This window comes from Methylocystis sp., from assembly GCF_051062815.1.
In the GTDB taxonomy this organism is placed as follows: domain Bacteria; phylum Pseudomonadota; class Alphaproteobacteria; order Rhizobiales; family Beijerinckiaceae; genus Methylocystis.
Window position 1 is genome coordinate 81,348 of record NZ_JBPFDU010000044.1, and the last position, 19,650, is coordinate 100,997.

The 19,650-nt window shown below is 61.2% G+C and carries 14 protein-coding genes; 10 read left to right on the plus strand and 4 right to left on the minus strand.

The features are described 5' to 3' along the window. Positions 1 to 42 precede the first annotated feature (42 nt). Together ACR65W_RS06820 and ACR65W_RS06825 are read right to left on the minus strand one after the other, a co-directional pair. Positions 43 to 1,482 carry an ATP-binding protein gene (locus tag ACR65W_RS06820; protein ID WP_434500196.1) on the minus strand — a complete coding sequence of 480 codons (1,440 nt, stop codon included), beginning with the start codon at positions 1,480 to 1,482 and terminating at the stop codon, positions 43 to 45. Then, positions 1,479 to 2,198: a response regulator gene (locus ACR65W_RS06825; RefSeq protein ID WP_434500195.1), complete on the minus strand. Its 720-nt coding sequence runs from the start codon at positions 2,196 to 2,198 to the stop codon at positions 1,479 to 1,481. The genes ACR65W_RS06820 and ACR65W_RS06825 overlap by 4 nt, the downstream gene beginning before the upstream one ends. 275 nt (positions 2,199 to 2,473) lie before the next feature. Between ACR65W_RS06825 and ACR65W_RS06830 the strand changes: the two genes are divergently transcribed. The 8 genes from ACR65W_RS06830 (at position 2,474) to ACR65W_RS06865 (ending at position 13,449) form a co-directional block, all read left to right on the plus strand. After that, positions 2,474 to 4,264, plus strand: a complete 1,791-nt coding sequence (locus tag ACR65W_RS06830) for a SulP family inorganic anion transporter (RefSeq protein WP_434500194.1) — start codon at positions 2,474 to 2,476, stop codon at positions 4,262 to 4,264. A 62-nt stretch (positions 4,265 to 4,326) separates the two neighbouring features. Continuing rightward, a complete protein-coding gene (gene hyfB / locus ACR65W_RS06835; protein WP_434500193.1) occupies positions 4,327 to 6,324 on the plus strand; it encodes a hydrogenase 4 subunit B in 1,998 nt (665 codons plus the stop codon). Beyond that, positions 6,321 to 7,274: a respiratory chain complex I subunit 1 family protein gene (locus ACR65W_RS06840; RefSeq protein WP_434500192.1), complete on the plus strand. Its 954-nt coding sequence runs from the start codon at positions 6,321 to 6,323 to the stop codon at positions 7,272 to 7,274. Before hyfB ends, ACR65W_RS06840 begins: the two co-directional genes overlap by 4 nt. Next, positions 7,274 to 7,936 carry a hydrogenase-4 component E gene (locus ACR65W_RS06845; RefSeq protein WP_434500191.1) on the plus strand — a complete coding sequence of 221 codons (663 nt, stop codon included), beginning with the start codon at positions 7,274 to 7,276 and terminating at the stop codon, positions 7,934 to 7,936. The genes ACR65W_RS06840 and ACR65W_RS06845 overlap by 1 nt, the downstream gene beginning before the upstream one ends. Further along, the gene (locus ACR65W_RS06850) at positions 7,933 to 9,381 is read left to right on the plus strand and encodes a hydrogenase 4 subunit F (RefSeq protein WP_434500190.1); all 1,449 of its coding nucleotides are present in this window, start codon (positions 7,933 to 7,935) and stop codon (positions 9,379 to 9,381) included. Before ACR65W_RS06845 ends, ACR65W_RS06850 begins: the two co-directional genes overlap by 4 nt. Before the next feature lie 17 nt (positions 9,382 to 9,398). Beyond that, a complete protein-coding gene (locus ACR65W_RS06855; protein ID WP_434500189.1) occupies positions 9,399 to 10,916 on the plus strand; it encodes an NADH-quinone oxidoreductase subunit C in 1,518 nt (505 codons plus the stop codon). A gap of 12 nt (positions 10,917 to 10,928) precedes the next feature. Then, on the plus strand, positions 10,929 to 11,444 hold the full coding sequence (locus ACR65W_RS06860) for an NADH-quinone oxidoreductase subunit B family protein (RefSeq protein ID WP_434500188.1): 516 nt from the start codon (positions 10,929 to 10,931) through the stop codon (positions 11,442 to 11,444). A gap of 256 nt (positions 11,445 to 11,700) precedes the next feature. After that, positions 11,701 to 13,449, plus strand: coding sequence for an OprO/OprP family phosphate-selective porin (locus tag ACR65W_RS06865; protein WP_434500187.1), 1,749 nt, complete (start codon positions 11,701 to 11,703; stop codon positions 13,447 to 13,449). Between the two features lie 950 nt (positions 13,450 to 14,399). On the opposite strand, the gene ACR65W_RS06870 is transcribed toward ACR65W_RS06865, so the two are convergent. Further along, complete coding sequence (locus tag ACR65W_RS06870) at positions 14,400 to 16,682, minus strand: HWE histidine kinase domain-containing protein (RefSeq protein WP_434500186.1); 2,283 nt, start codon at positions 16,680 to 16,682, stop codon at positions 14,400 to 14,402. A gap of 165 nt (positions 16,683 to 16,847) precedes the next feature. Between ACR65W_RS06870 and ACR65W_RS06875 the strand changes: the two genes are divergently transcribed. Both ACR65W_RS06875 and ACR65W_RS06880 read left to right on the plus strand, forming a co-directional pair. Continuing rightward, complete coding sequence (locus ACR65W_RS06875; protein ID WP_434500185.1) at positions 16,848 to 17,618, plus strand: hypothetical protein; 771 nt, start codon at positions 16,848 to 16,850, stop codon at positions 17,616 to 17,618. A gap of 91 nt (positions 17,619 to 17,709) precedes the next feature. After that, positions 17,710 to 18,540 carry a class I SAM-dependent methyltransferase gene (locus ACR65W_RS06880; protein WP_434500184.1) on the plus strand — a complete coding sequence of 277 codons (831 nt, stop codon included), beginning with the start codon at positions 17,710 to 17,712 and terminating at the stop codon, positions 18,538 to 18,540. 482 nt (positions 18,541 to 19,022) lie between these two features. Here ACR65W_RS06880 and ACR65W_RS06885 read toward each other — a convergent pair. Next, positions 19,023 to 19,650 (minus strand): beta-eliminating lyase-related protein (locus tag ACR65W_RS06885; protein WP_434502413.1); only part of this gene is annotated, 628 nt, incomplete at its 5' end.

Below are 19,650 nucleotides of genomic sequence, written 5' to 3' on the forward strand. Positions count from 1 at the left end.
TCGCGCATGCATCAGCGGCGCATGAGGACCGTTCAATATCGTTCAGAAGAGCGCCGGCGCCGCCCTGGAGTCCGTCGGAAACAGCTTATCGTCCCCTTCCACCGCGCGGGGCAGACAGACGCGCGCGATCAGCCCGTTGGGCTCTCGATCGAGCAGCGACACGGATCCGCCGTGGTTCTCGACGAGCGAGCGCACAATCGATAGGCCGAGTCCAAATCCGCTGCGCTCGTCAAGCGTTCGTCCCGGCTGACCGCGAACGAAGGGCTCGAATGCAGTGTTCTTGCCGTCCGCTGACATTCCCGGTCCGTCGTCGACGACGTCGACCTCGATGAGCCCTCCCGGGCCATCCGCGATATAGATGTCCACGGTCTTCGCGTGATGCGTCGCGTTTTCGACGAGATTGGTGAAAATGCGCTGCACGTCGCAAAGCGATCCGAAGACCATTTGGCGCCCGCCGCCATGGTAGGTCACATGATGCCCGAGGTCGCAGAACTCGTCGGCGACAGTTTGCAGAACGCTGTCGAGATCGACCAGGGAACAGTCGGATTTGTCGTCTCCCTCGGCGCGCAAATACTGCAGATTCTTGAACAGCATTGCGTCCATGAGATCGACGTCGCGCATTATCCGCTGCTGAAGGTTTTGATCTGACACAAACTCAGTTTTCAGCTTCAACCGCGTGATGATCGTTCGCAAGTCATGACTGACCGCGGCCAGCACATGGGCGCGCGCGGCGATCATCTTGCTGATGCGCGCCTGCATGCGATTGAGCGAGCGGGTCAATTCGCGAACTTCCTGCGGACCCCGCTCCGGAAGCTGCGCTTTCGTATCGACATCGTTCGGAATCTGCTCAGCATATTTTGCAAGCCGTCGCAGCGGCGCCATGATCGCGTTCAGCGCCCAGAACACGAAGATCGCAGTGAATATGATAAAGGACAGGGCCGTTCGCGCGCCCTGAGTCAGGATGATCGGTTCGTCATCGGCATGTTGCCAAAGCCATCGCCATATCGAACCGGGAGATTTTTGATGCTCGGCGATTGAGATCGTCGCATAGCCGCCTTTATGTAATTCGACGGCGAGCACGCCGTAATCTCCGGGCGCTGAACTTTCGACCTCGAACACGTCTGCGCCGCTCCACAACAGCGAGTCGATGTGGCGAATTTCGTTTTCAAAGGCGAGATCGCCGCCGCCCGTCGAAGACGTCGCCGCCGGAGGGCGCGACTCCTGAATCTCGATACTGGCGTAGGGAACGGCGTGAGAGAGCGCTGAAATGACTTTGGCTCTCTCCGAGAGCGGCGCGACGTCCAAAGCGAGGATTATGCTCGCGATGAAATCTCCTTGGTCGACGATGTGCCGCCTGCCGAACACATGGAACATGCCGATGACGATGGTCTGGAACGCCACGATCGACACGAAAATAAGCAGCGTGATTTGCACAGCCAGTTTGTTGAGCCGGAAACGCCAGGGAAGGCGAGTAGGGTTCATGCGCGCGCCACGTGAGTGGAGAAAATATAGCCCTCGGAGCGAACCGTCTGGATGAACGCAGGCTTTTTTGGGTCGGCTTCTATCTTCTGTCGAAGCCGGCTGATCAGCACGTCGATGCTGCGCTCGAAGGGCCCGGTCGTCGGGCCATGCGTCATGTTGATCAGTTGCTCACGCGTCAACACCCGATGGGGATTTTCGCACAAGGCATGCAACAGATCGAATTCGGCGCCGGTCATGGCCACCTTTATGCCGCAAGGCGCGACGACCTCTCGAGCGAGCACATCGACGCGCCAGCCCGAGAAAAGATACGCTTGCCGTACAGCGCGCCCGTCGACGGCGTTCGGGGTTTCCATTCGCCTCAGCACGGCGCGGATGCGCGCCAGCAGCTCGCGCGAATTGAAAGGCTTGACGATGTAATCGTCGGCCCCGAGCTCCAGACCCAATATCTTGTCGATGTCCTCCGACTGCGCCGTCAGTATGATTATAGGGATGCGTCTCTCGGATCGCACCCGCCGGCAGATCGACAAGCCGTCTTCGCCGGGAAGATTAAGATCGAGGATCAGCAGGTCATAGGCCCCGGCGCTGAACGCAGCGTCCATTGCCTGGCCGTTTGCGGCCACTTTCGTCTCGATATCGTGCGCCGCGAGATAGAGCGAGATGAACTCGCCGATTTCGGCGTCATCCTCGACGATCAGAATTGAAATGGGAGGGGTCAAGGGAGGCGCAATCGCTTTCGTTGGAGTTCGTTGGAACTCGGCGCAACCTAATAATGCAGTGTTTCTAGAGTGTTTCCATCACAAAAAAGACCCCGCCCCGCGACGCTTCAGTAGCTCTGGTCTGATCTTGTCGAATTTGGGAAAAGAATCAGAAACAATCTTTGTGGTCTGAAAAACTGGAGAAACATCACGGCCACTGGCCTGTCCTATGTTGCGGCCGCGCTAACCTGTCGGCGCCAGGTTTTTTTCACTGAGCGCGATGGCGAGGACACCCTATGAAAAGCAAGGCTCAAGCTGTCACCCGCGACCTGGAAGCGGACGCGGTTGAGGCGAGCGCCTCTCAGCGCCCCAGTTCGTCATCGCAAGAATGGCTGGGCAAGGACCTAGGCGGACCCGCCGTGGATGAGAATGGCTCAGATTTCACGGGGACGCTTCCAACCCGGTTCACGCCGAAGACCGGCCTCGCCGGATTGGCCCAAAATTGGCGCGCCGACATTCTGTCCGGCTTTCTGGTGTTTCTTATCGCGCTGCCGCTATGCCTTGGCATTTCGATGGCGTCGGGTTTTCCGCCCCAGGCGGGCGTCATCACCGCCGTCGTCGGCGGCCTGCTGGTGTCACGAGTCAATGGCTCCTTCGTCACCATCACCGGCCCGGCGGCGGGCCTCATCGTGGTCATTCTGGACTCGGTGCAGGCGCTCGGCGACGGCGACGCCAAGGCCGGCTACCACTACACCTTGGCGGCGATTGTATGCGCCAGCGTCATTCAGATGCTGATGGGCGTCATGAAAGCCGGCAAGATGAGCGCCTTCTTTCCGTCCTCGGCCGTGCATGGCATGTTGGCGGCGATCGGCATCATCATTATGGCCAAGCAGATTCACGTCATGCTCGGCGTGAAGCCGGATGCGCAGACGCTGTTTGAGACGATTGGCGCCATCCCCGCTAGCCTGCGCGACATGAATCCGGAGGTCGCCATTATTGGCGTCATTGGGCTTTTGATCCTGATCGCCTGGTCGCTGGTGAAGAGTCGCCGACTAAGAATGATCCCGGCGCCGCTCGTCGTCGTCATCATCGGCATGGCGCTCGCGCAATATTACGATCTTGACGACGAACATATCTATCTCTTCCTGCCGGACTATCCGTTTCTGCCGCATCACGAATTCACGATCGGTCCGAAATTCCTTGTCTCGATTCCGCAGAACTTCCTGTCCGGCTTCGCCTTCCCGGATTTCTCGCTGATCGGCTCCCGCATGTTCTGGCAGCAGGTCTTCGCCATCTGTCTCGTTGGCAGCCTGGAAAGCCTGCTCAGCTCGGCGGCGGTCGATAAGCTCGATCCTTATAAGCGCACCTCGGATCTCAACCGCGACCTCGCGGCGGTCGGCTTCGGCAATATTATATGTGGCCTGATTGGCGGTATGCCGATGATCGCAGAAATCGTCCGCAGCTCCGCCAATGTGAATAATGGCGCCCGCACGGGCTGGGCGAATTTCTTCCACGGATTGTTCCTGCTGACCTTCGTCGCGCTTTTCCCGAGGGTCATTCACGAGATCCCGCTTGCCTCGCTCGCGGCGCTGCTGGTGTTCACCGGCTACCGGCTTGCGTCGCCGCTCGAGTTCAAGAAGACGTTGGCGATCGGGTGGGACCAGCTCACCGTTTTCGTGATCACCATCATCGGCGTGCTGGCGACCGATCTCTTGATCGGCGTCGCCATCGGCATCGCCGCCGAGTTCCTGTTCCACTTCTGGCGCAGCGTCAATTGGGGACAGGTGTTTAAGCTGCATCGCGACGTCGTGGAGAGCGCGCCCGGCGTTTATCAGGTCAAGGTCGGCGGCGCGGCCTTTTTCGCCAACTACCTCGCGCTCAAGGGTGATCTCGCCAAGCTCCCAAAGGGCAAGACGGTCATCTTTGATCTCTCGGAGTCCCGGTGCGTCGATCATACGGTGATGGAGAACCTTCATCACTTTTGCGAGGATTATGAAGCAAACGGCGGCCACGCAGAGATTTGCGGACTGGATCAACACGTCGCGACGTCAAAGCATCCTCTCGCGCCGCGCAAGCGCACCGCCTGAGTTCCCGAGCCTCGCGGGCGAGGCCGACCGACGAGGGCTACGTCGACTGGAAGGTGACACGCATGCCGCTCTACCTCGCGTTGACCTGTGTCAGCGCCCTGCTCGCCGTCAGCGTCTACGCCATCGTCGACAGGCGGAACCACGACGTCAGCCGAAATGTCTACCGCCTTTGCATCGGCCTCTGCGGCGTCCTCTTCCTCGCGGCGGTCATGCCAAGGGGCGCTCATGTCGTTTCGACGGTTTTGCCGCTCGGACTGCCGTGGATCGGCATGCATTTTCGCATCGACGTCCTGACCGGCTTTTTTCTCGCCGTCGTCAATCTGGGCGGCGCGGCGGCGAGCGCCTATGCGATCGGCTATGGCGCGCATGAGAAAGAGCCGATGCGCGTGCTGCCGTTCTATCCGGCTTTTCTCGCTGGCATGAATCTCGTCGTGCTGGCCGACGACGCCTTCACCTTTCTTGTCGCTTGGGAGTTCATGTCGCTTACGTCATGGGCGCTCGTGCTGACGCACCATCATGAGGAGGAGAACAGGCGCGCCGGCTTCGTCTATTTGTTGATGGCGAGCTTCGGCGGGTTTGCGCTGTTGATGGCGTTTGGCGTTCTCGGGGGCGTCGGCGGCGCCTATGACTTCGCCTCGATTCGCGAGTCGACCAAGGCGGGATGGACGTCGGGCCTCGTCCTGGCCCTCGCGTTAGTCGGAATGGGGTCGAAAGCCGGACTCGCGCCCTTGCATATCTGGCTGCCGCTCGCCCATCCCGCGGCGCCGAGCCACGTCTCGGCGCTGATGAGCGGCGTTATGACGAAGGTCGCCGTCTACGGCTTCATTCGGGTCGTGTTCGATTTGCTTGGGCCGCCCGCCTTCTGGTGGTCGATCGAGCCGATGAGCTTTGGCGCGGCGAGCGCCCTCGTCGGCGTTCTCTTCGCGACGATACAGAGCGATCTGAAGAAGCTGCTCGCCTACAGCACCATCGAGAACATTGGCGTCATCTTCATCGCGCTCGGACTGGCCTTGGCGTTCAAGGCCAATGGCATGGCGCTGCCGGCCGCGCTGGCCTTCACGGCGGCGCTCTTCCACGTTTTCAATCATTCGCTGTTCAAGAGCCTCCTGTTCTTTGGCGCCGGCGCGGTATTGCACGGGAGCGGCGAAAGAAGCATCGAGCGCCTCGGCGGTCTTATTCACTCCATGCCGAAAACGGCGTTCCTTTTTCTCGGCGGCTGCGTCGCCATCGCCGCCTTGCCGCCGCTGAACGGCTTTGTGTCGGAATGGCTGGTCTTTCAGGCGATCCTGCTGAGCCCGTCGCTGCCGCAATGGACCGTGAAGCTCCTCGTTCCGGCGGTCGGCGTGGCGCTGGCGCTGAGCGCGGCGCTCGGCGCCGGCTGTTACACACGCGCCTATGGCGTCGCCTTTCTGGGGCGCCCCCGCAGCGAAGCGGCGCGCAGGGCGCATGATCCGGATCGCTGGTCGCTCGCGACCATGGCGGTTTTGCTGACGCTGTGCCTCATGGCCGGTCTGCTGCCGAGCCTCCTCATCGACACGATCTCACCCGTGGCGAAAGATTTTGTCGGCGGCCGTATGCCGACGCAGGCTGAGCTCTCCTGGCTCTCGATCGCGCCCGTGGCCGAAAGTCGCAGCTCCTACAACGGGCTTCTGGTCTTCGTGTTCATTCTCTTCTCCGCCTATTCGGCGAGATGGGTCATCCACAAATTTGGCACGGCGCGGTCGCGGCGCGCGCCGGCCTGGGATTGCGGCTACATCGAAGCCAGCCCCATGACGCAATACACAGGCAGCAGCTTCGCGCAGCCGATCCGGCGCACCCTTGGCGTCATCGCCTTTTCGGTGCGGGACCGCCTCGACATGCCGGCGCCGGGCGATACGCGGCCCGCGCGCTTGAGCGTCGACATCAAGGATCGGATCTTCGATTATCTCTATGCGCCCCTCACGCGGGCGGTGGAGTCCTGCGCCACCGGACTGAACATCCTCAGTCTCCTGACGATCCAGGAATATCTCGCGCTGGTTTTCGGGGCGCTCGTCTTCCTCCTGGTCCTGGTGGCGATATGACGCTTCTTTTCAACCTCCTGGCGCAGGGCCTCCAAATGCTTTTGGTGCTTGCGCTGGCGCCGCTGCTCATCGGCTTTGTTCGAAAGCTGAAGGCGCGTCTCGTGCGCCGCAAAGGGCCGCCGATCATTCAACCCTGGCTCGATCTCATTCGCCTGCTGCGCAAGGAGGTCGTCCTCGCTGAAAACGCCTCCTGGCTGTATCGCTCGGCGCCTTATCTGATCTTTGCGATGATCTGGGTCGCCGCATCGCTGGTGCCGACGTTCGCCACGGGACTGACGTTCAGCTGGTCGGCCGATCTCATCGCTATCATCGCCTTGCTCGGCAGCGCCCGTTTCTTCCTTGCTCTCGCGGGCATGGACATTGGAACGAGTTTCGGCGGCATCGGCTCGAGTCGCGAGGCGATGTTCGGCTCGCTCGCGGAGCCGGCGATGATGATGATCGTCTTCACCGTCTCCTTCGTCGCCGGAACGACGCAGCTTTCCGAAATCGCCGCCTATATGGCCGGAAATCTGGAATTACGCGCCTCCGTCGGCATGGCGCTCGTCGCGCTCCTCATCGTCGCCATCGCGGAAAATGGACGGATTCCCGTCGATAATCCCGCGACCCATCTCGAATTGACGATGGTGCATGAGGCGATGGTTCTCGAATATTCCGGGCGCTATCTCGCGCTCATTGAACTCGCCTCCGTGCTCAAGCTGCTCCTTTATATCTCGCTTATCGCCTGCGTCTTTTTCCCCGTCGGGCTCGCGTCGCATGATGCGGGCGCGCAGGCGATGATGATCGGGCTTTGCGCTTACGTCCTGAAGCTGGCGATCGGCGGCGGCGCGCTCGCGCTGTTTGAGACGACCACAGCCAAGATGCGCATCTTCCGCGTTCCCGACTTTCTCGGCGCGGGGCTGATGCTTGGCCTGCTCGCGACGCTGCTCGTTTTCGTGACACGGAGCCTCTGATGGAGCTTCTGACAATCGACATCGCCCATGTGCTCGCGGGCGCGCTCCTGCTGACGAGCTTCATGCTGCTGTATCAGGACAGACTGTCGGGGCTGATCAATATCTACACGCTCCACGCGGTCATTCTGTCGCTGTCGGTCGCCTGGCAGGCCTATTACCAGGATGCGCCGCACCTCTATCTCACGGCCTCCATCGCGGCGATCTTCAAGGCGCTGATCATTCCCTTCAGCCTTCGCCACATCATCAAGCGCTTGCGCATCCACCGCACCGTGGAGGTCGTTGGCGGCGTCGGCATAACCATGCTCATCGGCATATTTCTCGTGGCGCTGTCGCTCGTCGTCATGCTGCCGGCGACCGCCTCCGCCGATCCGCTGTCGCGCGAGGACATCGCATTCGCCTTGGCGATCGTGCTGCTGGGGCTGTTGATGATGGTGACGCGACGCAACGTCGTGAGTCAGATTATCGGTTTCATGTCGCTGGAAAATGGCCTGGTTTTGGCGGCGGCAGGGGCGAACGGCATGCCGCTCGTCGTCGAGATCAGCGTCGCCTTTTCCATTCTCATCGCCTTCATCGTGATCGGCATCTTCCTGTTTCGCATCCGCGAGCGATTCGACAACGTCGATCTTTCTGAACTCGATCGCGTGCGCGGAGGACGTTCATGAGTTCCGATCTCCTCCTGGTATCAAACGCGCTTGTGGGCATTCCCGCCGTCGCGGCCATTGCCGTTGCGCTTGAACCGGCCTACCGACGCTCGGCGATCATCAACCTCTGCGCCTCCGGCGCGACGTTTCTCTTCGCGCTTGTGCTTCTCGTCGTCGAGCCCGAAAGCGGCGGCTATCTCTTTGTGGACGACCTCAACATCGTTTTTGTCGTGCTCTCGACCTTCATCGGCTTCACCACGAGCGTCTATAGCGCGAGCTATATCGACCATGAGATGGAAACTGGTCGGCTGACCTCGAGAAACGTCCGCTTCTATCACGCGATGTATCAGTCGCTGATGTGCGCGATGAATCTGGCGCTGCTCGCCAGCAACATCGGCCTCATGTGGGTCGCGGTCGAAGTCGCGACGCTGACAACCGTGTTGATGGTCGGCATGTACCGCACGCCGCACGCCCTCGAGGCCGCTTGGAAATATTTCATCCTCGGCAGCGTCGGGATCGCGCTGGCGCTCTTCGGCACGATCCTCATTTACATGGCGGCCGAGCCGGTGCTGGGACAGGGCTATGACGCCATGGTCTGGACGACGCTGATGCAGCAGGCGCCGCAGTTCAATCCCCGGATGCTCAACGTCGCCTTCGTGTTTCTGATGCTCGGCTACGGCACGAAGGTTGGGTTGGCGCCGATGCACGCCTGGCTTCCGGATGCGCATGCGGAAGGCCCGACGCCGATCTCGGCGGTCTTGTCCGGCCTCCTTCTGAATGTCGCGCTTTACGCGGTGCTGCGGTTCAAGATGCTGCTGACGGCCAATGCGGCGGCGATTACGCCAGGCCCGCTGATGATCACGCTCGGCCTTGCCTCGCTGATCATGGCTGCCTTCATGCTTTACCGCCGTGGCGACATCAAGCGGCTGTTCGCCTACTCCTCCATCGAGCACATGGGCATTATCGCCTTCGCCTTCGGCATGGGCGGACCGCTCGCCAACTTCGCCGGTCTGCTGCACATGACGATGCACAGCCTGACGAAGTCCGCGATCTTCTTCTCGGTCGGCCACATCGCGCAGGTCAAGGGCACGCAGAGAATCGCCGACATCCGAGGACTGACGCAGAGCCAGCCGGCGCTCGGCTGGTCCCTCGTCGCCGGCGTCGTGGCGATCATCGGCCTGCCGCCGCTCGGCATCTTCATGAGCGAATTTCTCGTCGTGAGTTCGACCTTCGCACGCCAGCCGCTCCTCGCCATTCCGCTGGTTTTCGGCCTCCTGCTGGCTTTTGGCGCCTTGCTGTTGCGGCTCACCGGGATGGCGTTCGGCGAGCCAAGCCGCGACGAAGGCGAGGTGCAGGCTTCAATGTGGCCTGTCTACGCCCATCTATCCCTTGTGCTGCTGGCCGGAATCTACCTTCCGTCTCACGTCGTGACCTGGTTCCAGAACGTCGCGCGGCTGTTGGGCTGAGCTCGAAGGATGAAAAGATGAACTTCGCCAGCAAACAGATGGAGGCCCAGCCGTCGCCGCCGACGTGCCTGCCCTGGCCGCGTGAGATCGTCGACAGAGCAGGTTGGCTCGCTTTCGCCGAAAGTCTTGCGAGAGGCGAGCGCGAACTCCTCAGCCTCTGGGGCGAAAATTCGAGCGTTCACATGGCGGTGCTCGAAGCGCGGCAGCCGCGCCTGCGCATCATCACGTTGGGGTGCCCCGAGGGCTCCTTTCCATCCGTCGGGCGATTGCATCCGCCGGCGTTGAGGCTCGAGCGCGCGATCCGCGATCTTTATGGCCTGCGAGCCGAAAACGCGCCCGACGAGCGGCCCTGGCTCGATCATGGCCGGTGGGGCGTGCGTCATCCCTGCAGCGCGCCCGAAAAGATCGACTCCGCCAGTGACAGCTACGCGTTCCTTCCCGCAGAAGGCGAACCGCTCCACCAGATACCGGTCGGACCCGTGCACGCCGGCATTATCGAGCCGGGCCATTTCCGCTTTTCGGCCAATGGTGAAACCATCGTGCGGCTTGAGGAGCGGTTTGGCTTCACGCACAAGGGCGTCGATCAACTGATGGTCGGCGCCTCGATCGAGCGCGCCGCGCGTCTCGCGGCGCGCGTGTCCGGCGACAGCACGGTCGCCTACAGCCTCGCCTTTTCGCAGGCGATCGAAGCGGCGTTCGACGTCAATGTTCCGCCGCGCGCGACATATCTGCGCGCTCTGATGGCTGAACTCGAACGGCTCGCCAACCATTTCGGCGATATCGGCGCCATCTGTAACGACGCGGCCTTCGCATTGATGCATGCGCAGTGCGGCATCGTCCGCGAACGCATCTTGAGAAAAGCGGCAAATTGCTTCGGACACCGCCTGATGATGGATCGCATCGCGCCGGGCGGCGTCCTCGTCGATTTGGAGCAAGAGAACGTCACGGCGCTTTTCACGCTGATCGAGTGGATCGAGCTCATGACTCCGCGCCTGGTCGCGCTCTTCGGCGACACGACGTCGCTGCAGGATCGGACCGTCGGAACCGGCGTCGTCAGTGAGGCGCTCGCAAAGCAATATGCGTGCGGGGGCTATGTCGGACGCGCCTCCGGCCGGACATTCGACGCGCGCAAGGCGATCGGTTACGCCCCCTACCCGCAGCTGACCTTCGAGATCGGCGGCTCGAAGGAAGGCGACGTCGATGCGCGAGTCTGGGTCCGGTTCGATGAAATCAGAGCCTCGCTGCGAATCGTCAGACAGATTCTCGACGAAGCGCCGGAGGGTCCGATCATCGCCGCATGGGCGCTGCCGAAAGACTGGACGCGCGAAGGCGCCGCGCTCGTCGAAGGCTTCCGCGGCGATATATTTGTCTGGCTGCGCATTCGCGCTGACGGCGTGGTGCAGCGCTGTCATTTGCGCGATCCGTCCTGGTTCCAGTGGCCGCTGCTCGAAGCGGCGATCAAAGACAACATCGTCGCCGACTTCCCCCTCTGCAACAAATCCTTCAACTGTTCCTACTCGGGACATGATCTCTAGGACACGCGCGCGATGCAGAAATTCTTGCTTCAGGGCCTGCTCCGCCGCGCTCTGACCGAAAAGGCCCCCATTCCGGGTCCGACGTCGATCGCGGAACTTGGCTACACGCTGGGGCGCACCGCGCGCCAAAAACTGGGCCGCAGCCTGTCGATCCGCGAAGTCGACGCGGGCTCCTGCAATGGCTGCGAATTGGAGATCCACGCGCTCAACAACGCCTATTACGACCTCGAGAGATTCGGCCTGCGCTTCGTGGCGTCGCCACGTCACGCCGACGTCTTGCTCGTCACCGGACCGGTGACGAAAAACATGCGCGAAGCGCTTGAGCGAACCTATGCGGCGACGCCGGATCCAAAATGGGTGATCGCCGTCGGCGACTGCGCCTTTGACGGCGGCGTTTATTGCGAGAGCTACGCATGCGTGGGCGCCGTCGCGAACGTCGTCCCGGTCGATCTCCATATTCGCGGCTGCCCGCCTGATCCCACAACGCTGCTCAAAGGACTGATCGCCTTCGTTGAAACGATGAGCTGAACGACTCGGCCAAGGGCCCCTCGGCCGCGAATGTGGCGACGCGCTGTCGCCCGGCCGATTCTCGAAACGCGCGAGCAATATTTCCTCGCACGAGAAAAACTCGGGAAAAACCTGCGTACGAAAACTTGGCTAGAACGAGAGCGCGCTTCGCGCTTCGCATATGAGAGTCGCGGCGTTCAACGCGATGAACTTGCTGTCTTGATGCGCGGCAAAGCGCTCGCCGCTCACGCGAATAAAGACGCAAGCGGGGCTAGTCATGAATCTCCCAGGCTGGAAGCATGTCGCGGCAAGCGGACTTGTCGCGTTTTTCTCGACAACGGCGGCGCATGCCGCCTCAGGCGACGCGATTGAGGCGAGGCTGCGAGTGCTGGAGGCGGAGATCGCAAAACTGCGGCGAGAGGCTCGCCAGGCCAAAGCGGAAGCCCAGCAGGCGACTCAGTCCGCTCAACGAAGCGCGGCGAAGGCCGAGGCGGCGCATACCGCGGCGCCGCTCATGCCGCCGGCTTTCGTCGCGTTCAAGAACGGCCTGTTTGTCGAGAGCGCGGACAAGGCTTACAGCTTCAAAATCGGCGGGCGCATGCAGTTTGATGGCGGCGGCGCGGCGCAGCCGCTCAATGGCTGGTCAGGCCAGGCCGGCGTTCGCCAGGTGCGTCTCGAAGTGGAGGGCACGGCTGCAAAATACTGGTTCTACAAACTGCAATATGATTTCGCCGGCTCGCAATATGGCACGCCCTTCAATGCGCCCGTGCAAGGCGGCATTCGCGACTTCTATCTTGGTCTGCAACATCCCCTTCTCGCGCTGCCATTCACGAAGAACCCAGCCTTCATCCATATCGGCAGCTATTTCGAACCCTTCAGCCTCGAATTCACCGCGTCCTCGCGATTCCGCGACTTCATCGAACGCGCCATGGCGGTCGAAGCCATTGCGCCCAGTCGTCACCTCGGCGCGGCGATCGGCGCCTATGGCGACAACTGGACCGCCAAGGGCGGCATCTTCACCACGAGCTTCGAAGATTTGAACACAAACCCAGCGGTCGGCGCGCCGCCATTGATCGGTATTCCGGCGCGCGCCGGTTGGTTCCCTACAGGCGGCGGCCAATATTTCGAACTGACCGGCCGCGCGACCTATGCGCCGATCATGACCGAACATGATCTGCTGCATGTCGGCGTGTCCGGCCGCTATCACCAGCCAAACAGCGCCACGGGATTGTCGGACGATCGCGTGCTGCGGATCGGCAACCGCATTCGTTCGGAAGCCTATATTCTTAACCAGGGGCTGCTTGGAACGCCGGATCTTTCCTGCGGAACCGTCGCTCTGCCGGGATGGACGTCGGCAGCCGCCGCGCATTGCGTCAACAACGTGCAGTCCTTTGGCGTGGAGCTGTCCGCGGCGCATGGGCCATTCTCGCTGCAGGCCGAATATCTGGGGCAGCGCGTCAATCGCAACACCACCAATATCGCGCGCGCGCGCCTCGCAGGCGCTTTCGCGCCGGGCGGCGCCTCGCATTATTTCAGCGGCTTTTATCTCTACGGGCAATGGTACCTGACCGGCGAGGAGCGCGCCGCCGCATATGACGTGACGAACAAACTCGGCGCGAACTTCAATCAGATCACGATCAAGCATCCGATGAGCGCCGGCGGCTTTGGCGCACTTGGGCTCGCCGCGCGCTACAGCGCGCTCAATCTCAACAGCGGACCCTATAGCGGCTCAAGCCTCTACAACATGCTCGCCTATACGACGCTCATCGCGCCCAATCCAGCCGCGGCCTCCTATATCGCCAACGCTGGCGTGGTCGGCGGCCGCCAGCAAAACGTCACTCTGGGACTCAATTGGTATCCCGAAAACGGATTCCATTTTCAGTTCAACTGGGTCCATGTGCTGCAGGCCTCCGCGCCGCTCAATGATTACGCCTTGTTCGCAACCGGCGTTCCGACGCGGCAGAGCCCCTATTTCAACGGCGCCCATCCCGATCTCTTCGAGGCGCGCGCGCAGGTCTATTGGTAGGCGATCCGCCGACGCGCACACGGTTCTTCAGTCCGTAGGAGGAACGGGCGCTCAAGACGCACGGCGTATCGCTGCTTTGGAGCGCGCTTCCCCATGCGCTTCATTGTTCGAAAGCCCATATCCGGCTTCAATCGCTTTTCATGCTGATGACGAACCAGCCGTGCCGCTTCGCCTCGTCATGCAAAGACTGAGGAAAAGCCCCAATTCTCGTGTCGGGCAATCCGAGCGCCGGACCATAGGCGTATTCGCGCTGGGCGTCGCATGTCCACGCTAGCGAATGCTCGACGATAGACGATGGGCGGGGCCATTTATAAGCGATTTGCATGATCATCGATTGTAATTGCCATCCCCGGCGCAACATCAGTCGCCTTCGAGCGCGGCGCCTCGACTTTGGGAGCAGCTGCTTCGCGCCGAAGATCTCTTGAGAGCCATAAGCGCCGCGACAAATTTGCAACGCTTGGCGCAATTCGTCGACGAAAGACGCGAGAATGTCGGAACAGAGCTTGATTTCATTCGTTGTTAGGATGACGCTGTTAAATAGGTTGTTCAGTGGTCCGTCTCTAAAGAAGGAGATTTCCAATGACCACCAGGAAGCTTCAGCGAAGGCGAAGCGCGATCAGGTCGCTTCTCCAGAACCTCGAAACTCGCCCGTTCTGCGGGGATCATTTGCCGCACTCCGGCGGATGGTTGAGTCAGCCTCGGCCGAAGCTGTCGCGCGGCTCGTCCAGCGTCGGCGGTCAAGATCGCCGATAGATATTTGCGGCCGATAGAGATTTGCGGCGGCGGATCCTGTGAGCGCCTCAGCCGCACCGGCATTGAACGCGGACAGCGTTCCGCAAGCGGACGCCCCGACCGTGGATGTATCGGCGGGGCGTTCTGCATCAGCGGCAAAGGTCGCATGCAGCCTCGATAGAGGGTCCTTGGAGGCGGCGGCGGCTGTTGCTGCGGCGTTACTTTTCGGCTCGGGGGGATTCCGGCGCCTCCAGCACATTCTCAATCGGGCAGTCGAAGTCCCAGACGACGCCTGCGCTGTCGTATTGGAGGCTTGCATCCCCTCTCAGGTTCAGTCTGATCATGTCACGAATGACTGTGGACCCGAAGCCGTTGCGCGCGGGCGGAACGACCGTGGGACCCTCCGTCTCACGCCAGCGCATCGTGAAGCGCCGGCCTTCGCCATCGTGCTCGCGGACGCCCCATTCGATGTCGACGCGGCCATCCGAATTGGACAGAGCGCCATATTTGACGGCGTTGGTCGCCAGCTCATGTAGCGCCATGCTGAAAGATTGCGACGCCGCGGCCGAGATGATCAGCGGCGGGCCCTTTAGCGCGATGCGATCGCCGATCAAATCCTCCAGATGAGCGAGCTGCGAGCGCACGAGATCGCTTAGCGGGACGCCTTGCCAATCGCTGGCGACCAGCAGGTCCTGATTGGCGGCGAGAGACAAAATGCGCTCCTGAAATGTTTCCTCGAAGTCGCGTCCTGAATTGCCCGCGGTCGCTCGTGCGATGGCCAGCACGATGCTCAACATGTTTTTCGAGCGGTGATTGAGCTCGCGCATGAGAAGAGCGCGCTGTTCCTCCGCGCGCACGCGCTCGGTCACGTCCCTCGACAGCACGGCGACTCGTGGGCTTTCCGCTTCCTCGACGCGGAAGACAAAGGCGTCGTAGATCTTGCCGAGCGCGCGCGCTCTGCGGACGACGCGTTCGGCGTTCCCGGACACCCCGACTCTGCCGATCGTATCGATCCAGTCCTTTTCCAGGCTGGGCGCAAGCGCGCGACCGCTCCGCCCTTCAACGTTCTTCAGCCCGGTAATCGCCTCAAATGCTGGATTGACTTCAAGGAAGCGGTAGTCGACCGCATGACCTTCCTCGTCATAAAGCGGCTCGACCACCGTGAAGCTTTCGTCAATGGATTCGAACAGCAGGCGATACCGCGACTCGCTGTTGCGCAGCGCCTCCTCCGCGCGCGCCCGCTCAATCGCCGACCACGTTCGCTCGGCGACATCTTCGGCGACCGCCGCCTGAGCGGCGCTCCACGTCCGCGGTCGCCGCGAGTGAACGGTAACCACCGCGACCAGCCGGTCGTCCTTGACCAGCGGCGCGGCCAGAAAAGCGGAAATCGAACGGCTTTCGAATGACCTTAGGGTCTCAGGCGCCGCCGTGCGCGGGTCGTTGCGAACGTCGCTGACGACGATTGTTCTGCCACGCTTGAGGTCTGCGATCAGGGCCTCTCCCCAACTCTCGAGACGATGGCGCCCGGCGTTGCTTGGCGCCGCGCCGTCGTTCCAGTCGTGCTGAACAGTTGCGTAGTCGCCGGTCTCGTCGATCTCCGCATAGGCCGCTTGGGTGGCCTTGAGATGTCGGCCCAGGACCTCGCTGGCCGCAGCCTGAATCGCCACGGGATCCGCCAACGGGCGCAATCGGTCATTCAGATCGATGAGGAGATTTTGCCGAACCTCGCGGTCCCGACGGTTCACCTCGCACGTCAGTTGCTCCATCGTGTCACTTATGGCGAGAACGATCAGGTTAAGCTGGTCGAGCCAACGGCCGTTCACCAGCATCACCCGAGGACCGAGGTCTTGGAACACGTGTTCGATCTGGTAGTCGTCGAAACTCTGGCGGCGAGGGAGGATATCCTCAAGCAGCCGTCGCAGCTCCGGGGTGTCCCACTGGCCATTGTCCAGCTCGTAAACGAGACGTCCTTCCGTCTCCTTGGGGTCTCCCCCGAAGAGTCGATAGAAGGGCCGATTCGCCGAGTGAACCGTGAGGTCCGCGTGGAGAACCAGCAGCGCTTCACGCACGCTGTCGATCAGTTTCTCCGAAAATTCGATCCGGCCTTCGAGTTCATGACGAAGCCGCTCACACTCGCTCTCGTCGAATATCGCAAGCAGGATGCAATCTTTTTCATCCGGCCTGCGGATGCGCTTGGCGTTGAGCCGCATGATGCGACGGCCGACACGTTCGAAGTCATGTTCGACGCGGCAATCCTCGACCGTACTGCTTCGCTCAACAATTTGCTCTAGCAGCCGGCGCAGCTCCGAGATGTCCCACTGCCCGTCGCAAAGCTCATAAACCGGCCGGCCGACTGTCTCCTCGCGCGTCATCCGAAACTGACTGAGGAACGCGTCATTAGCGAACTCGACCGTGAGTTGTGAATCCAGCGCCAGCAGCGGCAAGCCCACGGTCTCCAGGATCGAGCTCGCATAGGCGGAAATGTCCGTCTCGGTTGACATGCCTACCGAACTCAGATCGACGATCGCCCTCGCGAAAGGTAAGGCGTTTTGGCGCGAGAGGAACCCCGTAATGCGAAAGGCATGCGCGCAAGGGGGTGCGATCGTCTGGCGAATCTCGATTATGATGTCCTTCAATCGCCATTAACTATCGATTCGAGGGGAAACGTGCTTTTAAAATTCTGGATGTCGCAGACGACGCTCGTCATGGCGCTCATGCTCACATTCGCCATGGCCGCAGTCGCGCTTTTCCTGTGCTGGCTTAGCTTCGCCTCGCGCTTTGCCGCCTATGCGCAGAACTGGAAAGGCGTCGTGCCGCCCTTCGTCGCCGTTCCGGCGACCCTGTTTGGCCTGCTGATGACGTTCCTCTCGCAGGACGTCTGGGACGCAAATCGCAGCGCCTATCGCGCCATCGCCATGGAGCGCGAACAATTGGCGACGCTCGCGGCGCTTTCGAGCAATCATGGAGTCAACGCGGAAGATATTCCACGCGCCGTGCGTGACTATGTGGAGACCGCCGTTGGCCTCGAATGGAAGACCATGGAAGACGGCAAAGAATCGCCGGAAACCGAGGCGGCGCTGAACAGACTCACACGCGCGGTCGCCAGCGCGAGAATCGAGCCGGCCTTCCAGCGCGCGCTCGTCGATACGGTGATGCGTTTGCGATCGGCGCGGGAACAACGACTCGCGATTGCGGGGGCCTTTCCCGACGATCGCAAATGGGCGGCGGTGATCATCATCGCCTTCATCACGCAAATCGCCCTGGCCGTCGTGCATCTCGACCGCCCGAGGCCTCAGCTTCTCGCGCAGGCGATTTTCGCTTTGGCGGCGATCGTCCCGATATCGCTGGTCGCATCCGTGGACGAGCCCTATTCGCCGCCCAATGCGGTGAGTTCCGAGCCGCTTGCGCAACTGCTGGAGCGCTATCCGCAAAAGTGACCGGGCCGCCCCTTTGATAGCGCCCTGCAGGCGCAGCTAAGAGTTAACCTTCAACGAACGCCGGAACGCGTTTCTGCGCCGAGACAGCCAAATGGTCGAAATTCAAAAGGTAGTTGGAACCGCTTTTGTCGTGGCGGAATTCCGCAATGACGAAAACAAGCAAGCTCATCCGCTCTATCGCGATCCCTTCGTCCACCTGTTCCTCAATCAGGAATCGAAAGAGGCGGCGGATCGCATTTCCCAGTCGTTCCCGCCGATAAGGAACAATGTGCGACTGAGGACCCGCTACTTCGACGACCGGCTTCGTCTTCAGATCGACAAAGGGCGCCGACAAATCCTCATACTTGGCGCCGGACTCGACACAAGGCCGCAGCGGATCGCGGCCGAAGGCGTCGCCTATTTTGAAATCGACGCTCCAGCAACCCAGGCGTTCAAAAAGGCGAAGCTCGAAGCAAGCGATGTTGATCCCAATACGAAATATATTGGGGCGGATTATGTGACGGATGGAATGATCGGTCTCCTTCGTCGAAACGGATTTGATTTCAAACTTCCCACGCATGTCATATGGGAAGGGAACACGATGTATTTGGATGAAGCGGCGGTCTGCCAAATCTTGACGGACCTCATGCGCCATATCGAGAGCTGCTCGGTGTCCTTCGACTATTTCGCCGAGGACGTGATCAAGAACGCAACCGGCGATCCTGAAATCACCAGCGTCGTTGAAAGATTCGCCGCAATGGGCGCCCCTTGGACGTACGGGATCGAGAATCTTGCGGAGCAAGCCGCGCGATGCGGGGCGAGCGTGCTCGATCGTTGCACGGTCGCCGACCTTCATCGGACCTACTGGCCGGATCAGCCGTTAGCGTCGCCCCTATACGGGCGATATTCGCTTTGCACGCTGCAGAACGCGATGGCGTCGTAATACGCGCGTCGCGGCCCGCGCCGGGGAACGAACGTAAACGCCGTAAAGATCGTCAGGAAGACGGCCCAGCGCTACATGAATATCAAAGTCGTAAGACAGGAGACCCCCATGCCAAAAGGCATTCTGTTCACCGGCGATTTTGAGGTATCTGCGATGCCCGCGCTCATTCCTGGCAGCTGGTATATTGGATTTGCGTGCAAACAGTGCCGACAACGCTTTGCTTTTCTGAGCGAGCTGACAGGCACGGGCGCTCTGGAGATATCCGGGCCCGCCACATTTAAGGTGACGTGTCCGAACTGCGGAGCGCGCGGAGAATATTCGGCCACCGAGGTCCTACAGTTTCAGGCCGCTCAGGGCGGCCCATCGTCGACCGCCTAGAGCGCTTATCGATCACATGGAATCATGTGATCGATAAGGGCCGCCTCTAAGGCGAGTTACGCCGCCCTCACGTAACACTCACTTGCCGCCGCAGCGCTCGAGGCTCAACCGACTCGTTCGTAATGGGCGGTGAAGTGCCGCAGAAATGGCGCTTGTTGAGTGATCCGGTAGGCTTCGATTGACTCGCGCTGGCGGCCAATGGCGTCCAGCACTTCAATCAGATAGTCAAAATGGCTCTGCGTATAGACCCGGCGAGGAAACGCCAACCGCACCAATTCGTGCGACGCTGCGATTTCCTTTCCCCCCTCTGGCGCAGGCTTTCCGAACATGACGCTGCCGAGCTCGACGGCGCGAACGCCGCCTTCGAGATAAAGCGCATTGACGAGCCCGATGCCGGGATAGTCGCTGGCCCTCAGATGCGGGCAAAACGCGGCGGCGTCGATGAATATGGCGTGGCCGCCGGCCGGGCGCACGATCGGTATGTCGCGCGAGATCAGCGCCGACGCCACATATTCGACGGTCGCATGCCGATAGCGCTGATAGTCGTATTCCAATGCTTCCAACAGGCCGACGGAGATTGCCTCCAGATCCCGGCCGGCGAGACCGCCATATGTCGGAAATCCTTCCGTCAGGATGAGCAGGTTGCGGAAATCATCTGCCCAAGAATCATTGTTGCAGGCCAGAAATCCTCCGATATTTGCGAGCCCGTCCTTCTTTGCGCTCATCGTCGCC

Coding starts and splice junctions, on each gene's coding strand:
- ACR65W_RS06820 (WP_434500196.1), bottom strand. CDS start 1,482: ATGAACCCTACTCGCCTTCCCTGGCGTTTCCGGCTCAACAAACTGGCT.
- ACR65W_RS06830 (WP_434500194.1), top strand. CDS start 2,474: ATGAAAAGCAAGGCTCAAGCTGTCACCCGCGACCTGGAAGCGGACGCG.
- hyfB (WP_434500193.1), top strand. CDS start 4,327: ATGCCGCTCTACCTCGCGTTGACCTGTGTCAGCGCCCTGCTCGCCGTC.
- ACR65W_RS06840 (WP_434500192.1), top strand. CDS start 6,321: ATGACGCTTCTTTTCAACCTCCTGGCGCAGGGCCTCCAAATGCTTTTG.
- ACR65W_RS06845 (WP_434500191.1), top strand. CDS start 7,274: ATGGAGCTTCTGACAATCGACATCGCCCATGTGCTCGCGGGCGCGCTC.
- ACR65W_RS06850 (WP_434500190.1), top strand. CDS start 7,933: ATGAGTTCCGATCTCCTCCTGGTATCAAACGCGCTTGTGGGCATTCCC.
- ACR65W_RS06855 (WP_434500189.1), top strand. CDS start 9,399: ATGAACTTCGCCAGCAAACAGATGGAGGCCCAGCCGTCGCCGCCGACG.
- ACR65W_RS06860 (WP_434500188.1), top strand. CDS start 10,929: ATGCAGAAATTCTTGCTTCAGGGCCTGCTCCGCCGCGCTCTGACCGAA.
- ACR65W_RS06865 (WP_434500187.1), top strand. CDS start 11,701: ATGAATCTCCCAGGCTGGAAGCATGTCGCGGCAAGCGGACTTGTCGCG.
- ACR65W_RS06870 (WP_434500186.1), bottom strand. CDS start 16,682: ATGTCAACCGAGACGGACATTTCCGCCTATGCGAGCTCGATCCTGGAG.
- ACR65W_RS06880 (WP_434500184.1), top strand. CDS start 17,710: ATGGTCGAAATTCAAAAGGTAGTTGGAACCGCTTTTGTCGTGGCGGAA.